The sequence below is a fragment of the Pseudomonas sp. TAA207 genome (genome assembly GCF_001529285.1).
GTDB lineage: Bacteria > Pseudomonadota > Gammaproteobacteria > Pseudomonadales > Pseudomonadaceae > Aquipseudomonas > Aquipseudomonas weihenstephanensis.
Window position 1 is genome coordinate 1 of sequence record NZ_LLWJ01000036.1, and the last position, 14,342, is coordinate 14,342.

Annotated in this window: 13 protein-coding genes; 10 read left to right on the forward strand and 3 right to left on the reverse strand. The window is 60.0% G+C overall.

All coding sequences use genetic code 11. The features are described 5' to 3' along the window. From tssI (AP059_RS00635) to vasI, 3 genes are all read right to left on the reverse strand, one after another. A partial coding sequence (gene tssI, locus AP059_RS00635; protein ID WP_120752301.1) for a type VI secretion system tip protein TssI/VgrG occupies nucleotides 1-1,008 on the reverse strand: 1,008 nt, incomplete at its 3' end. 7 nt (nucleotides 1,009-1,015) lie between these two features. Continuing rightward, nucleotides 1,016-2,476: a type VI secretion system protein TssA gene (gene tssA / locus AP059_RS00640; protein ID WP_059761438.1), complete on the reverse strand. Its 1,461-nt coding sequence runs from the start codon at nucleotides 2,474-2,476 to the stop codon at nucleotides 1,016-1,018. Beyond that, a complete protein-coding gene (gene vasI / locus AP059_RS00645) occupies nucleotides 2,464-3,141 on the reverse strand; it encodes a type VI secretion system-associated protein VasI (RefSeq protein WP_256209612.1) in 678 nt (225 codons plus the stop codon). Before vasI ends, tssA begins: the two co-directional genes overlap by 13 nt. Nucleotides 3,142-3,605: 464 nt before the next feature. On the opposite strand from vasI, the gene tssB reads away from it, so the two are divergent. The 10 genes from tssB to tssI (AP059_RS00695) form a co-directional block, all read left to right on the forward strand. Beyond that, a complete protein-coding gene (gene tssB / locus AP059_RS00650) occupies nucleotides 3,606-4,109 on the forward strand; it encodes a type VI secretion system contractile sheath small subunit (protein WP_059761439.1) in 504 nt (167 codons plus the stop codon). A gap of 53 nt (nucleotides 4,110-4,162) precedes the next feature. Further along, nucleotides 4,163-5,650 (forward strand): type VI secretion system contractile sheath large subunit, encoded by a 1,488-nt coding sequence (tssC, locus tag AP059_RS00655; protein WP_059761440.1) that lies wholly within the window; start codon nucleotides 4,163-4,165, stop codon nucleotides 5,648-5,650. Nucleotides 5,651-5,662: 12 nt separating this feature from the next. Continuing rightward, on the forward strand, nucleotides 5,663-6,073 hold the full coding sequence (gene tssE / locus AP059_RS00660) for a type VI secretion system baseplate subunit TssE (RefSeq protein WP_059761441.1): 411 nt from the start codon (nucleotides 5,663-5,665) through the stop codon (nucleotides 6,071-6,073). Nucleotides 6,074-6,080: 7 nt separating this feature from the next. Further along, entirely contained in the window at nucleotides 6,081-7,829 is a 1,749-nt protein-coding gene (gene tssF, locus AP059_RS00665; protein WP_059761442.1) for a type VI secretion system baseplate subunit TssF, read from the forward strand. Beyond that, nucleotides 7,793-8,806 carry a type VI secretion system baseplate subunit TssG gene (tssG, locus tag AP059_RS00670; RefSeq protein ID WP_059761443.1) on the forward strand — a complete coding sequence of 338 codons (1,014 nt, stop codon included), beginning with the start codon at nucleotides 7,793-7,795 and terminating at the stop codon, nucleotides 8,804-8,806. The genes tssF and tssG overlap by 37 nt, the downstream gene beginning before the upstream one ends. After that, a complete protein-coding gene (gene tssJ / locus AP059_RS00675; RefSeq protein WP_082706714.1) occupies nucleotides 8,803-10,308 on the forward strand; it encodes a type VI secretion system lipoprotein TssJ in 1,506 nt (501 codons plus the stop codon). Before tssG ends, tssJ begins: the two co-directional genes overlap by 4 nt. Before the next feature lie 67 nt (nucleotides 10,309-10,375). Then, entirely contained in the window at nucleotides 10,376-11,710 is a 1,335-nt protein-coding gene (tssK, locus tag AP059_RS00680) for a type VI secretion system baseplate subunit TssK (RefSeq protein ID WP_059761445.1), read from the forward strand. A 1-nt stretch (nucleotide 11,711) separates the two neighbouring features. After that, nucleotides 11,712-12,551 (forward strand): type IVB secretion system protein IcmH/DotU, encoded by an 840-nt coding sequence (gene icmH / locus AP059_RS00685; protein ID WP_059761446.1) that lies wholly within the window; start codon nucleotides 11,712-11,714, stop codon nucleotides 12,549-12,551. Nucleotides 12,552-12,706: 155 nt separating this feature from the next. Continuing rightward, a complete protein-coding gene (locus tag AP059_RS00690) occupies nucleotides 12,707-13,231 on the forward strand; it encodes an Hcp family type VI secretion system effector (protein WP_059761447.1) in 525 nt (174 codons plus the stop codon). 103 nt (nucleotides 13,232-13,334) lie between these two features. Next, the coding region (gene tssI / locus AP059_RS00695; protein WP_120752302.1) for a type VI secretion system tip protein TssI/VgrG at nucleotides 13,335-14,342 on the forward strand (1,008 nt) is incomplete at its 3' end.

Here is a 14,342-nt window from a genome sequence, read left to right on the forward strand (position 1 = left end):
TTCCTGTTGGCTGCTGTGCTGGAGGCCGGTGTGGACGATGCTCACGGTGCGCCAGCGGATGTTCAGGTCTTCGCGCGGGTGGTCGGTCAGGTCGAAGGATTTGCCCGGTTGCAGACGGGCGTCGTCACCCTCGACCTCGGCGATGCGGGCATCGCTGCGCAGGGCGTTCAGGCGGGTTTGGGTGAAGGGCTTGCCCGCGATGTCGCGCTTGTAGCGGCCGGGATAATCGAAGCGTTCGTACTGGCGGCCTTGGTGTTCGAGCTGGGTGCCGGTGGCGATGTGTTCCTGGTCGTAGCGCGGGTGGGTAAAGGTGTAGTCGCGCTGCACCTGGCGGGCGGTGCGCACCTGTTCGGTGTAGTGGAAGCGGTGCAGCGCCGGTTCCGGTTGATCGCCGCCAGCCATGGCCTGGTACAGCACGTTGCAGGCGTCTTTGGGCTCGATAGTGCCGATGGCGCTGACGCGGTCGGTGACAATCAAACGATGGCCGTCGGCGCGGTGTTCGAAGGTGTAGAGCAGGCCTTCTTCGGCCGCCAGCCGGGCGATGAACTCAAGGTCGGTTTCACCGGCCTGGACGCAGTATTCGCGGGGTTGGTGGTCGTAACTGAGGCGTTGTTCGACGTCGTTCAGGCCATGGGCCTTGAGCACGGTGTCGAGGATTTGCGGCACCGTTTGCTGCTGGAAGATCCGCCAGTTGGAACACAGCCGGGTGCGGGCTAGTGCGGGTTCAATCACGGCGCTGTAGCGGGTGCGGCGAAAACCGGTGTCGCCTTGGGTCAAGGAACTGATCAGGCCATGCACGTAGCGCACCGGAGTGTCGCCACGCCAGATCGTCAGCAGCGCGGGTTTGTCGAGCAGCGTGCCGAAGTTCAGTTCGGCATCAAAGCTGGCCAGTTGCAGTGCCAGTGTGAAGGGCTTGGACAGGCCTTCATCAAGGGTGAATTCGATGACCTCGAAGTCGGCGCCACCGCTGGGTTCGAAGGTGTAGCGCAAGTCGCTTTGGCGGGGCATAAGACTCCTAACCCTTGACGGCAGTCATTGCGGCAGCGAGTTCGGCGGGATGCTGCTCTACCAGCTTCTGGTACAGATCTGGCTCCCATTGCGCGGCCGGAGTGGCTTGCATCACCCGAGCCACGTTGGCGCACAGGTCAGTGGCCAGCCAGCCCAAGCCTCGGGCCGCCAACACATCAGCGGCAATGACAGTGGCGTAACAGCGTTGGCGTGGCGCACGGTAGGCCGCCTGCATTTCCTGCAAGCGCAATAACACCACCTCCACACCTTCATGATTCAGCTGGGTCACCAATTCGTCACGCAATCCGGCGTACTCCTGTACCGTACTACTGCTGCTGCGTTCAGCCCCATCAGCGCCGGTCAGCCACGCTTGGGTAGGCGCATCCACAAAGGCCGTGCCGTCGCTGAAACACAATTCCATCAAAGCTGGAACCCTTCGCACAAAGCGTGCGCAGGCCTGACGAATGCCATCGGCCACCTCATTCATTTCCAGCCGCGCGGCAACACTTGCCGCCAGAAAGCTGCCACGCAGCCAGTACGGTGCAGCACTGACGCTTTTCTCAATGCGTAACAGCAACCCCGGATCAAAAGCATTGGAGGCCAAGGCGTCCTCATAGCCAGCGACAATATCGCGCGGTACTGCCATCAACTCTGTTAGCCGGTCACGGGTCACCGAGGGGGCTGCATGCAGATGTGCCCACAGACCGAAACGTCGCAATTGATAGCCAGTGGGGTCGTACACATCCTGTTGGTTGACCAGCTCCGCCATGCTCAGCACAGCACGGCGCTGCTCACGCTCATTACCGGCAGGCAAAGGGTTGGCGCTGGACAAAAAAGCCGGAGTGAATGCGGCATCCGCCTGCGACCAAGGCCCGCGAACGGTAGTGGGCGCAGGTGATTCCACCGCCTGCACCGCGTGCCTCGCTAAAGCCTGATGCAGCGTATCCAGGTCGCACTGATCCAGTTGCGCTGCCTCGACTCGACTGTGCAGCCGGGTCACGGCCTGTTCGGCCGACGCCTGATGCACCGGGTTGAAACTCAAGTGATCCAATCCGGCCAGTGCCTCACTCAGCCGCTGCAACAGCGCCTTGACCTGCTTGCGTTTGGCCAGATACCCGGTCGGTCCAGGCTTGGGGTGGGCGCTGTCCCAATACTGCTCGACCATCCCGGCCAACAGGCCGAGCGCATCAGCCCATTGCGGCCATTGCCGGGTACGCAGCCAGACCGTTTGCAGATGCGCAACAATACGAAAGTGCTTGCACTGGGTGGCCAGGTACTGGCGCGCCGCCTCGTCGATATAGGGCCAGTCGATACGGGCCTCGTGCAGCCCCCCGAGCTTGACCATCTCCTGGTCGATGGCCTGATAGGTTTCATCCTCTACATCAAAGTAGCCAGCAGGCTGTTGCGCATCGATGGGTGCCAGCAGCAAGGCTACGATCCCGGGCGGCACATCAATCACCAGCGACATAACTGGCGCTCCTGCTCAATCAACGCACCTAATCCATCGGCGTCGAACATCACGCCATCCAACGACGGGTAGTCACTTTCCAAACGCAAACGCTGGCCACCTCCCATGCCACGTAACAAATCAATGGCGGGCAACCCGCGCCCGGCATCAATGACCTTGCCGGTGTCGAGCACACGCCACTCTCGAGCCGGTGCCAGCGGACGGCCATCCTTGAAAACGCGTAAGCGGATGCGGTTCGGTACCACCGGTTCTGCCATCAGCAGTTGCAAGGTTGAAATACCCGACTGGCAACTGATCACTAAGTGAGGTCGCAGACCGACCGCACCCAACGCGGGCGCTGAGATCAATAACTGCGGCTGGAGGGGAGCAGTTGAGACCCGCCAGCGCGAGAGCAAAAAACGACTGTCTTCGGGCAGACGCTGCACCTCGTTTGCCTGCACCCAACCGGCCAGCCCCGTTGAGCGCGCAGGCGCCGTACGCGACGAAGAAACTGGCGGCACCCGAGCCGGGGTACCGGCAGCCTGGTCGAAACAGGCCAGGCGCTCCAAACCTGACACCACTGCAGTGCAATCGCGTGCGGGTGCTGCATGCACCTGCACTGCACACCCCATTACGCTGACCAACACCCATATTCCGGCGCTCTTAAACAATACAGTCCCATCCATTTTTGTTGACCGTTAGATGCCTTGCGCCGTATGCCATGAGGCAAACCGCTATGCCGTTAAGACGCCCCCTGCAACTTGAATAGCAAAACCACAAGTGCAATCAAGTGCATCTATTTCTATATCGCCAAACACTTAATATCGCCACAGAAAACCCTGACTTAAATTCGCACAGATAATGCCAACGCCGAACTTTACCCCGTATTGATTTCGCGAAATGCACAAAACAAACACAAGTTCACAATGCCAGCAAACATACAATAAGAAAAACTCCAGACCAGCTGAAGATAAACTTATTTTATTGTAGGAATATTCTTTAATTTCAAAAAAGCCATAAAATTCAAGCCTTCGAGTGACTCGACAGTATTTGTGAAAGATATTCCTACGACAAACAAGCTTGAGGACTACATTACATCTCTCTTTTTTTATGAGCTAAATACCCAACCTTCTGAAAAAGGATGTTCCCCATGGCACAGAAAGTTGGCTCAGTGGCACCCAAAGAGCGCATCAACATCAAATACGTTCCCGCCACCGGCGATCAGCAGGCGGAAGTAGAACTTCCCCTGAAGTTGTTAATCACCGGAGACTTCAAAGGCCACGGCGAAGCAACTTCCCTGGAAGAACGCCAAGCGGTTCGTATCGACAAAGACAACTTCAATGAAGTCTTGGCCAAAGCCAACATCGGCCTGGACATGGCCGTACCGTGCGTACTGAACAACGACCACGACAGCGACATGCAGGTCAGTCTGCAGTTCAAGACCATCAACGACTTCGACCCTGACGCCGTGGCGCGCCAAGTGCCCGAGCTCAACAAACTGCTGGAGTTGCGCCAGGCGCTGGTCGCACTCAAAGGACCGATGGGCAATGTCCCCGCCTTTCGCAAGCAATTGCAGCACCTGCTAAGCGATGAACAGACTCGGGCACGCCTGATCAGCGAGTTGAACCTGGCGCTGGACGCCCCCTCGGTCTAACGCCATTTGCGTTGAATTGTCTCCCTGCCATCCGATTCGAACGGAGTATTGCCATGCATACGCAAAGCCCACTCGCCCCTGCTTTGGACGTCAAGGACGCCCCCCTGGAAGGCACCCTGCTAGATCAAATCATGCAGCAGACCCTGCTTGACTCTAGCCAAGAAGGCTATGCCGTCGCCCGACAGGGCGTGGCCGCCTTTATCAGTGAAATTCTCAAGAGCGACAACACCGAGCAATTGATCAACAAGCACCGGGTCGACCAGATGATTGCCGAGGTGGATCGCGCCTTGGGCAAACAGATGGACGAGATTGTGCACCAGCCGGCCTACCAAGCGCTGGAATCGGCATGGCGCGGTTTAAAACTGCTGGTCGATCGCACAGATTTTCGCGAGAACATCAAACTGGAAGTGCTGCACGTCACCAAAGACGAGTTGCTGGAGGATTTTGACAACGCTGGCGACATTACCCGCAGCGGGCTGTACAAGCATGTCTACACCGCAGGTTTCGGCCAGTTCGGGGGCGAACCGATCGCCAGCGTTGTCGGCAATTACACCTTCGGCCCGTCCTCGCCGGACATCAAACTGCTCAGCTATATGGCCTCGATCGGCGCCATGGCCCACGCACCGTTCGTGGCCGCCGCCGGCCCGGAATTCTTCAACCTGGACGGGTTTCAGAACCTGCCCAACCTCAAGGAAGTGAAGGACATCTTCGAGGGGCCGCGCCATACCAAATGGCGCAGCCTTCGCGACTCCGAGGACGCACGTCACCTGGTGCTGGGCCTGCCGCGTTTCCTGTTGCGCCAGCCGTACGACACGCTGGAAAACCCGACCAGCAGTTTTATGTACGACGAGACCATCAACGGCCAGCACGATCACTACCTGTGGGGCAACACCGCCTACCTGATCGCGTCCCGCATCACCGACAGCTTTGCCCGTTACCGCTGGTGCGCCAACATCATCGGCCCGCAATCGGGTGGTGCCGTCGACGATCTGCCGGTCCATTTGTATGAAGCCTTCGGTCAGTTACAGGCCAAGATTCCGACCGAAGTGCTGATCTCCGATCGTAAAGAGTTCGAGCTGTCCGAAGAAGGCTTCATGCCGTTGACCATGCGCAAGGACAGCGACAACGCAGCGTTCTTCTCGGCCAACTCCGTACAGCGGCCGAAGAACTTCCCCAAGACGCGCGAAGGCCAGGAAGCCCAGACCAACTACAAGCTCGGCACGCAGTTGCCCTACCTGTTCATCGTCAACCGCCTGGCCCACTACATCAAAGTGCTGCAGCGCGAACAGATCGGTAGCTGGAAGGAGCGTCAGGATCTGGAACGCGAACTTAATATGTGGCTCAAGCAATACGTCGCCGACCAGGAAAACCCCTCCAGCGACGTGCGCAGCCGCCGTCCATTGCGTGCCGCCAAGATCCAGGTGCATGACGTCGAGGGCAATCCCGGCTGGTATCAGGTCTCGTTGGCCGTACGCCCGCACTTCAAATACATGGGCGCCAACTTTGAAATCTCGCTGATTGGGCGACTGGATATGCAGTGACGGAGCATATCAATGGCCAGCCTGTTCGAACGGCTTGAGCTTGATGCACCGGTGCGTCAGCGCCTGACACGCGAGCAACTGGCACGCCAACAAGTCGACGCGATCAAACAGCACTTGGAGCGCTTGCTCAATGCTCGTCGGGGCTGCTCACAAAGCAGCCCCCAACTGGGCTTGAGTGATTTCAACGCCGGCGCGATCGGCAGTGCCGACCTGGTGATTCATATCAGCGCCGATATCCGCCGTTCAGTGGAGGCCTTCGAGCCACGGATCAAGGTCCGCAGTGTGCGGTTCGAACCCGACCCACAGCTGCCACTGGAACTCACGTTTCGGCTCGACTGCCAGGTGCGACTGAACAACCAGGACGAGTTGGTACAGCTCACCGTGGCCATGCACGGCCAGAACCGTTACACCCGCGTGACCTGAGGACCCTATGAATTTACGCGACATGTTTAGCGACGAGATGCGCTATTTGCGTGAGCTGGGTCGCGAGTTTGCCCAGGACAACCCCCAACTGGCGCGCTTTCTTGGTGACGAGGCGGGCGACCCGGATGTCGAGCGATTGCTAGAAGGCTTCGCCTTTCTCACGGCCAAGTTGCGCCTGAAAATTGAAAGCGATTTTCCGGAGCTGACCCAACCGCTGCTGCAGATGCTGTGGCCCAACTACCTGCGGCCGCTACCCAGCATGACCATGGTGCGTTTCGACCCGGTCAAGCAGTCGGTAACCCAGCGCCAAGTGTTGCCCAAAGGCAGCCGCTTGTTCGCCAAGGAAGTGGACGGCATTCGTTGCGAATTTCGCACCTGCACAGACGTTGCCCTCTTCCCGTTGTCACTGGTTGAGGTCAGCGATGCACACAGCCGTGAAAAATCGGTGATGCGCATTGACCTCCAGGTACAGACCCAACACCCGCTCAATGAAATGTCCTGTGACCGCCTGGATTTTCATCTGAGTGGCGACAGCAGTACCGCCTTGACCCTGTACCTGTGGATCGCCCGCTACCTCAAGTCAGTGCATGTCCAGATCGACGGTACGCGTTACAGCCTGTCCAGCAAAGACGTGGCCTTTCCTGGCTTCAGCCCGCAGGAAGCCTTGCTGCCGTACCCGCGCAACGTGTTCGACGGCTATCGCATCCTGCAGGAATACTTTGTTTTCCCCCAACGGTTTCATTTTTTCAGCCTGACGCGTCTGCTGCGGGTATGGCCAGCCATTCAGGCCCAGACCCTGCGCTTTGAGTTCGAGTTCTCCCGGCCCATGCCGTCAACGGTTCGGCTGAAAACGAGCGACATCAGCCTGTACTGTGCACCGGCAGTCAACCTGTTCCAGCACGACGCCGAACCGCTCAACCTCAACGGGCGCAGCGTGGATCAGCGTGTTCAGCCCAGCGGCCAGCGCCCGGACGCCTACGAGGTATTCAGCATCGACCGGGTCACCGGTCAGGCGGAAGGTCAGCCCGCTCGAACCTACCCCCCCTTCGAGTCGTTCCAGCATGAGATTGAACATGCCCGCCAGCGTACGGCGGTTTACTACCGTACCCGTGTTGAGGACTCGTTGGGCCGCGAAGGCATCCTGCATCGCATCGCCTTTGTCCGTGGCGATGAAAGCGAATATATCGACCTGCAGGAAACCGTTTCGCTGGAATTGATCTGCAGCAACCGTGACCTGCCCCAGGCACTGGCGGTGGGCGACCTGTGCCTGACCACTGAGCACACCCCGACGCTGGCGACTTACACCAACCTCACCGCGCCCACCCGCAGCTATCCGCCTGTACTGGATGCCAGCCTGCACTGGACACTGATTTCCAATCTGTCACTGAACTACCTGTCGCTGTTGTCGGCTGAGCCACTGAAGGCGGTCATTCGCGCCTATGACTTTGCCGCGCTGCATGACCTGCAGCAGGCCCGCGCCACGCGCAAGCGTCTGGACGGCATCGGCGAAGCAACCACCCGGCCCATTGACCTGCTGATGAAGGGGTTGCCCATCCGCGGCCTGACCACGCACTTGAAGCTGGATCAAGCGGCCTTCCTGTGTGAAGGCGACCTGTATCTGTTCAGCACTGTGCTGTCCCACTTTTTCGCGCTCTACGCCAGCATCAATGCCTTCCACCAACTGGAAGTGACCAATACCACCAATAACGAGCACTACCAATGGCCCCTGCTGACCGGCAAACAACCCGTGATCTGACCGACACGCTGCTGGCCGACGCACGGAACTATTCGTTCTATCGTCTGCTGGAGCATTTGCATGCGCTGCATGGCGATGACCTGGAAGTGGACGCGCCGCGTGCGGCCAAGCATCGGCGTGTGCGCTTGCAAACCCACCCGGGGCTAGGATTTCCGGCCTCTGACGTCACTCTGGCCGAACGCCTGGATGAAGACCATTACCGCGTGCAGACCACGTTTTTCGGCTTGCATGGTAGCGACTCACCACTGCCGGGCTATTACCTTGATCTGGTCGCCTATGAAGACGCCCAGGGGCGTGGCATTCGCCCCGCTTTTCTGGATTTTTTCAACCATCGCCTGCTGACCTTGCTGCATGACAGCTGGCGTCGCTATCGCTACTACATCCGTTTCCAGCCCGAGGCCCGCGACGGCTATTCACGCTATGTGTTTTGCTTGATCGGCCTCGACGACAGTGAACTGCGCGGGACCACGGCACTGCCATGGAGCCGGTTACTGAGCTTTGCCGGGCTGATCGCCAGTCGCAGTCGCTCACCGACCATTGTTGCCGGAATCGTCGGTCACTGCTTTGACCTGCACGGCGTACATATTCGTGAATTCGACGCGCGCTACGTCACGCTTCAATCCCACGAACAGCTGACATTGGGACACTCAGGCAAAGGCGTACTGGGCGACAGTTTTGTCGTCGGTGGTCGCGTCAAAACCCGCCGCAGCAAATTCACCCTGGTCATCCCGAATCTGGATGAAACGCGCTTTCGCCAATTTCTACCCAGCGGCCAACAGTTCCAAGCGTTGCGCACGTTAATGAATGTGCTGCTGCGGGACGTGCTCGCCTACGACGTGGAGCTGGGGCTGCGCCAGGAAGATGTACCGCCGTTCAACCTCAGGCGCCAACACGGCACGCATCTGGGCTGGACCAGTTTTCTTGATAAGCAGGAGCACCGGCAAAGCGCTGTGGTGCGCATCAAGGGCCGATCATGACCCTGACGGCTCCCCGAATGACCTTGGTGGTGCGCAACCCCGAACACCTGCTGCATGGCTGCACGGCCAACCGCCAGTTCGATAGCGCAGGTGGCAGCATTGGCAGTGTTGCCTGTGACTGGCTGCTCAACGACCGCCAACACGCGATTTACCCGCTGCACTGCGAAATACGTCTGGTTGAGAGTCGCTTCTGCGTCATCGACCGTTGCGGCCACACCCGCATCAATGGCCACGCCTTGGCCATGGGGCGCAACACGACGGTGCGGCTCAACGAAGGCGACAGCCTGCATGTGGGGGCCTACACCCTGAACGTGTACTTGCAGCACGATCAGGGCACCCGCAGCACGACTTACCAACACCTCAGCCAGCACGCGATAACGGCCCTGTTCAATGAAAGCCGCTGCCCGTTAGAGACGCTGCTGGAGGGGCATCAGATCACGCCCGAACCGCAAGTCCTCACTCAGGACTACTCGCCGGAGTTCGAACGCCTGGGCACACCGTTTGGCTTACATGAGCAACACGACCCGATACGAGCACTGGACGCCACTCACACCGTGCGCGCACCCACAGCACTGACCCTGGCGACATTCGAGCACGCCCCCCACGCCACGGCCCTTTCTTGCCGCCTCACGGCTGGAGACACTCCCATGACACAACAGCCTGTTTCGCCCGGCCCATCCCCGGCGCGATACCCAGCTGTGTTCGCCCGCACCCTCACCCTGATCATTGCCTGCCTGCTGCTGGGTGGCTGCACGATGCTGGGCAAACTCGGCCACGTCATCATGAACCCCTCCACGCCGGTGGGTGAGCCGAAGGATCAGCCTACCCAGATCGCCCTGAGCCTGTACGCCACTGACACCGTCAATCCGAACGCCAGTAGCGTGCGCGACGCGTCCACGCGCGAGGGAGAAGGCCATGTGACGCAAAAAGCTACTGGCTATACGGTAAATTTCAGCGCCAGCAGCCCGCTTGACCTGACCGAACGTTTAGAGGCCCTGCTCGACCACCTGTACGCCACCTCCCCTGCGTACTCCGCAGCGACACCCGATGCCGACGCCCCGGCGATGTCCCCTCTCGAACACTCCGTGCTCGGTGACTATACCGACCCGCAGGTCAGCCTCACCGCGCCGGGCCACCGCGCGTCCACGGAGTCCACGGCCGAAGACATCGCCACGCCCATCGCCTTCAAAATTGTGCAATTGAAAGACGACTCGCTGCTGCAGGACGCCAACCTGGAAGCGCTGACCAAGGATCTGCAACAGGCGCTGGGCAGCACCTATATCGGTGCAGATGACTACGTGCTCCTGCCCGGCCAATTCAAGTTCATCGACTACCAAACCATCGACGAACAAACCCGCTACCTGGCGGTGATTGCCCGTTACCACGAAACCACTGGGACCCAGTGGAAGCAAATTCTGCGCGTCAACCCCAAAGGGCGCCAGTACGCCTTGCTGGCGCACTTCGATACCACCCGCGTCGAGTTCAAGGACGAGACGCCATGACCCACCGCGACCGTCCGTTTCGACCGCCGACGACCATCCTTTTCTTCCCTTTGCAGAGAGCCTGCCGATGAGTTCCAACCCCGTGATCTGGTACGAAGGTTTGTTCGTCAAACCCCAGCACTTTCAACAGCAGGCCCGTGCCGCCGAGGCACAGGTGCAACAGCGCTTGAACTGCCTCAATGACACGCTGTATGGCTTCAGTGAGCTGGAACTCAACCCCGAGTACCTGAGCTTCGGCAAGATCGCCATCATCCGTGCCCGTGGGGTGATGCCCGATGGCAGTGTCTTTGATATTCCCAATGACCAGCCGCCCCCACCTGCGCTCGACATCCCCGACAGCTCGGCGGTCAACCAGATCGTTCACCTGTGCCTGCTGTTACGCAGCGATGGGGCGCTAGAGGTGCAATGGCCCGACAGCTACGCCAACAGCCGCTACAGCGCCCGGCGCAGCGAGGTGTACGACACCCACAGCGAAGATGGCGACCAAGTGAGCATGGAGTTGGCCGTTCCGAACCTGCAGATGATGCAGGAGCGCAATGATCGCAGTGCATTTACCGGGATTGCATTGGGCCGGATTCTGGACAAACGCCCGGACGGTAGTCTGGTGATGGATGACGACTTCTACCCCACCAGCGTATCGGTGCATGCCGTGCCACCGCTCAAACGTTACCTCGGGGAAATAGCCGGACTGATGCGCGAACGGGCCCGCGCCATTGCCGAGCGCATCGGTTCGGCCAGCCAGTCCGGGGTGGCCGATGTCACCGACTTCAACCTGCTGCAGACCCTCAACCGCCTCCACCCGCTGTTCCAGCACCTGGCTCGCCGCCAACATGTGCATCCGGAGCAACTCTACATCGCCTTCAGTCAGGCCTGCGGCGAACTGGTCACCTTTACCGACGACGGTCGCTTACCTCTGGAGTATCCGGCCTACCAGCATGACCAACTGCGCAAATCGCTCAAGCCTCTGCAGGACACCCTGCGCCGGGCATTGGGCACCGTACTGCAACCGCGCGCGGTCGCCTTGCCGATCGAAACCCAGCAATACGGGGTGCTGACCGCCGCCGTGCATGACCGTCTGCTGCTGGAGGATGCCGAGTTCATCCTCGCGGTTCGCGCACAGATGCCACTGGAAATTTTGCGTCAACAGTTCCTGCAACAGACCAAGGTCAGCTCACTGGAGCAACTGAGCAAGCTGGTCAGCCTGCAACTGCCCGGCATCCCGCTGATTCCGCTGCCCGTGGCCCCCCGGCATCTGCCCTTCCATGCCGGGTTCAGCTACTTCGAACTCGACCGCCATCATCCCGCCTGGCAGAGCCTGACCGGCGCGGCCGGATTCGGCTTCCACATCGCCGCCGACTTCCCCGAACTGGAACTGCAGTTCTGGGCCATCAGGAGTCAATGAGATGACAGGTCCCATCACCGCCCCCCAGACCGATCAGCCCGATCCGTCACTGAACACGCTGCTGCACGCTGCAATCGACGGCGACTCGACGACATCAGGCACTGCGCCCCACACGCCGCAGGAACTGGAACAACCAGACCCTGAATTCCAACTGCGCGGCTTGGCCTACAACCCTTTGGCCGACGCTGCCATGCCGTTGTTCGGGCTGGTTATCCGTTTGCGCTCACTGGATCAGTGCAACGACGTGCCCGCCTTGTACCGCAGCGTGCATAACCAGATCACCACAATCCTCGAAGAAGTACGTCAATCCGACTACGACGATGCAACCCGGCTGGCCTATTCCTACAGCCTGTGCCTGCTGATGGACGAAACCGTCATGGCCACGCCTTGGGGCAAACACTCGACCTGGAGCGGTTGCTCCCTGCTCAGTGACATCCACAAGGAAACCTGGGGCGGCGAGAAATTTTTCACCGTGCTCTCACGCCTGCAAATGGACGCAGCCAAGTACCCACACCTACTGGAGCTCATGTACCTGTGCCTGTGCATGGGCCTTAAAGGCAAATACGCCCTGCAACCCAACGGTGATGGCGAGCGGCAAAAGATCATCGCCAAGTTGCACCGCACCCTCCGTGAACTGCGTGGCCCCGCGCCCGAACGCTTGACCGACCCTCTGAGCAACGTCGCCCCGCGCCACTACCGAGTCAACCAGCAGTGGCCGTGGTGGACGCCATGGGTCGCGGTCACGGCGGTGCTGGTAGTCGCTTACACGGTCTACGCCATACGCCTCAACGGCATTACCCGGGAAGTGCTGAACGCCCTCGACGGAGTACTCACGTTATAGCCCCGTCGCGCGAGCTGCCCGCGCTGAATCCCATCGTCTTCGACCCCGGCGGTTGAGCACGAGCCACGAATTGGCGCCCTGTGCGCCAGTACCCACCGTCAGGTCGACGGTGGCGACCTTCGGGTCGTTTTTATAAGCGCTACAAGGAGTTTTTCATGTCTACACCCGCATACATCAGGATCGAAGGCAAAACCCAGGGGCTCATCACGCAAGGCGCCTTTACCGGCGATTCGGTGGGTAATGTCTTTGTTGAAGGCCATGAGGACGAAATCCTCGTGCAAGCGATTAAACATTCGATCAAAACGCCCACGGATCCACAAAGCGGCCAACCATCCGGGCCTCGCGTGCATTCGCCCTTCATCTTTACCTGCGCCCTCAACAAAGCCATGCCACTGCTCAACACTGCATTGGTCAATGGCGAAACACTGACCAATGTTCTGGTCGAGTGGTACCGCACCTCAACCGATGGCAAGCAAGAGAAGTTCTATCGAACACTGTTTGAAGACGCCACCATCGTCTCCATCGATACCGTCCTTCCCCATGCTCAGGACCCGAGCAGTGCCAGCTACACCCAAGTCATTGAGGTCAGCCTGACCTATCGCAAGATCATCTGGGAACACCTGCTTGCCGGCACCGAAGGCTCGGACGACTGGCGCATGCCCAGTCGTGCTCAAGGTTAATACAACGGGCTGCCTGCTCTGGTAGGCGACGCTTTTTTCCTTCGCTACCTTCCAGCCCGTCGAGATCACGGGTTGGGCGGTAGCGTGCCTCAAGGAGGGCGCCATGCCCCGCCAAAGCGACTTGCGCTACACCTTCGAACCCAGCGGTGGCGCCGACTTCGAGGTCATCGAATTCACCCTTGATGAAGGCCTGTCCAAGCCCTTCACACTGGCACTGCAACTGGCCAGCTTTGATGCCGAACTGGACTTCGGCACGCTGCTGGACAAGCCCGCATTGCTGACGATCTGGCGTGGCGACACCCCGGTGCGCTACGTGCATGGCCTGATCAGCTCCTTGACCCAAGGCGACACCGGTTTTCGCCGCACCCGCTACAGCGCCGTGATTGAACCCGCACTAGCCCGCACCCGGCTGTGTTCCAACTGGCGGATCTTCCAGCAGCAAACGGTGCCGCAAATCCTCGACACCGTGCTCAAGGCCCATGGCCTGAACGACGTCGAACAACGCCTCAGTTACGACCACCAACCCCGCGAATACTGCGTCCAGGCCGGTGAAACCGACCTTGAGTTCATCGCCCGGCTGGCTGCCGAAGAAGGCCTGCTCTACACCTTCGAACACCGCGCCGACGGCCATCGTTTGATTGTCACCGACCGCGTCAGCGCCATCGGCACTATCGAGCCCAAAGACGCCTGCAACGTGCTGTACCAGGCCATGGCTGGCGGCGATCAACCGGAACCGGCGCTGCACCGCTTCCACTACACCGAACAGGTGCGCACCGCCCGCCAGGTGCAGCGCGACTACACCTTTACCCACCCGCGCTACGACCAGGAACACATCGCCACCGGCACCCAGCTCGAACACCAAGGCCGCCAGTACGAACGCTTCGATTATCCCGGCCGCTACAAGCGCGACATCGCGGGCAAGCCCTTCACCCAAACCCGCCTGAACGCCCTGCGCAGCGATGCCCGCATCGCCGAGGTCGAGGGTGACGACGCCCGTCTGCAACCGGGCAAATCCTTCGACCTGACCGACCACCCGCGCGAAGACCTGAACATCCGCTGGCGCACCGTGAGCATCGTCCACACCGGCCTCCAGCACAGCAGCCAACAGGAA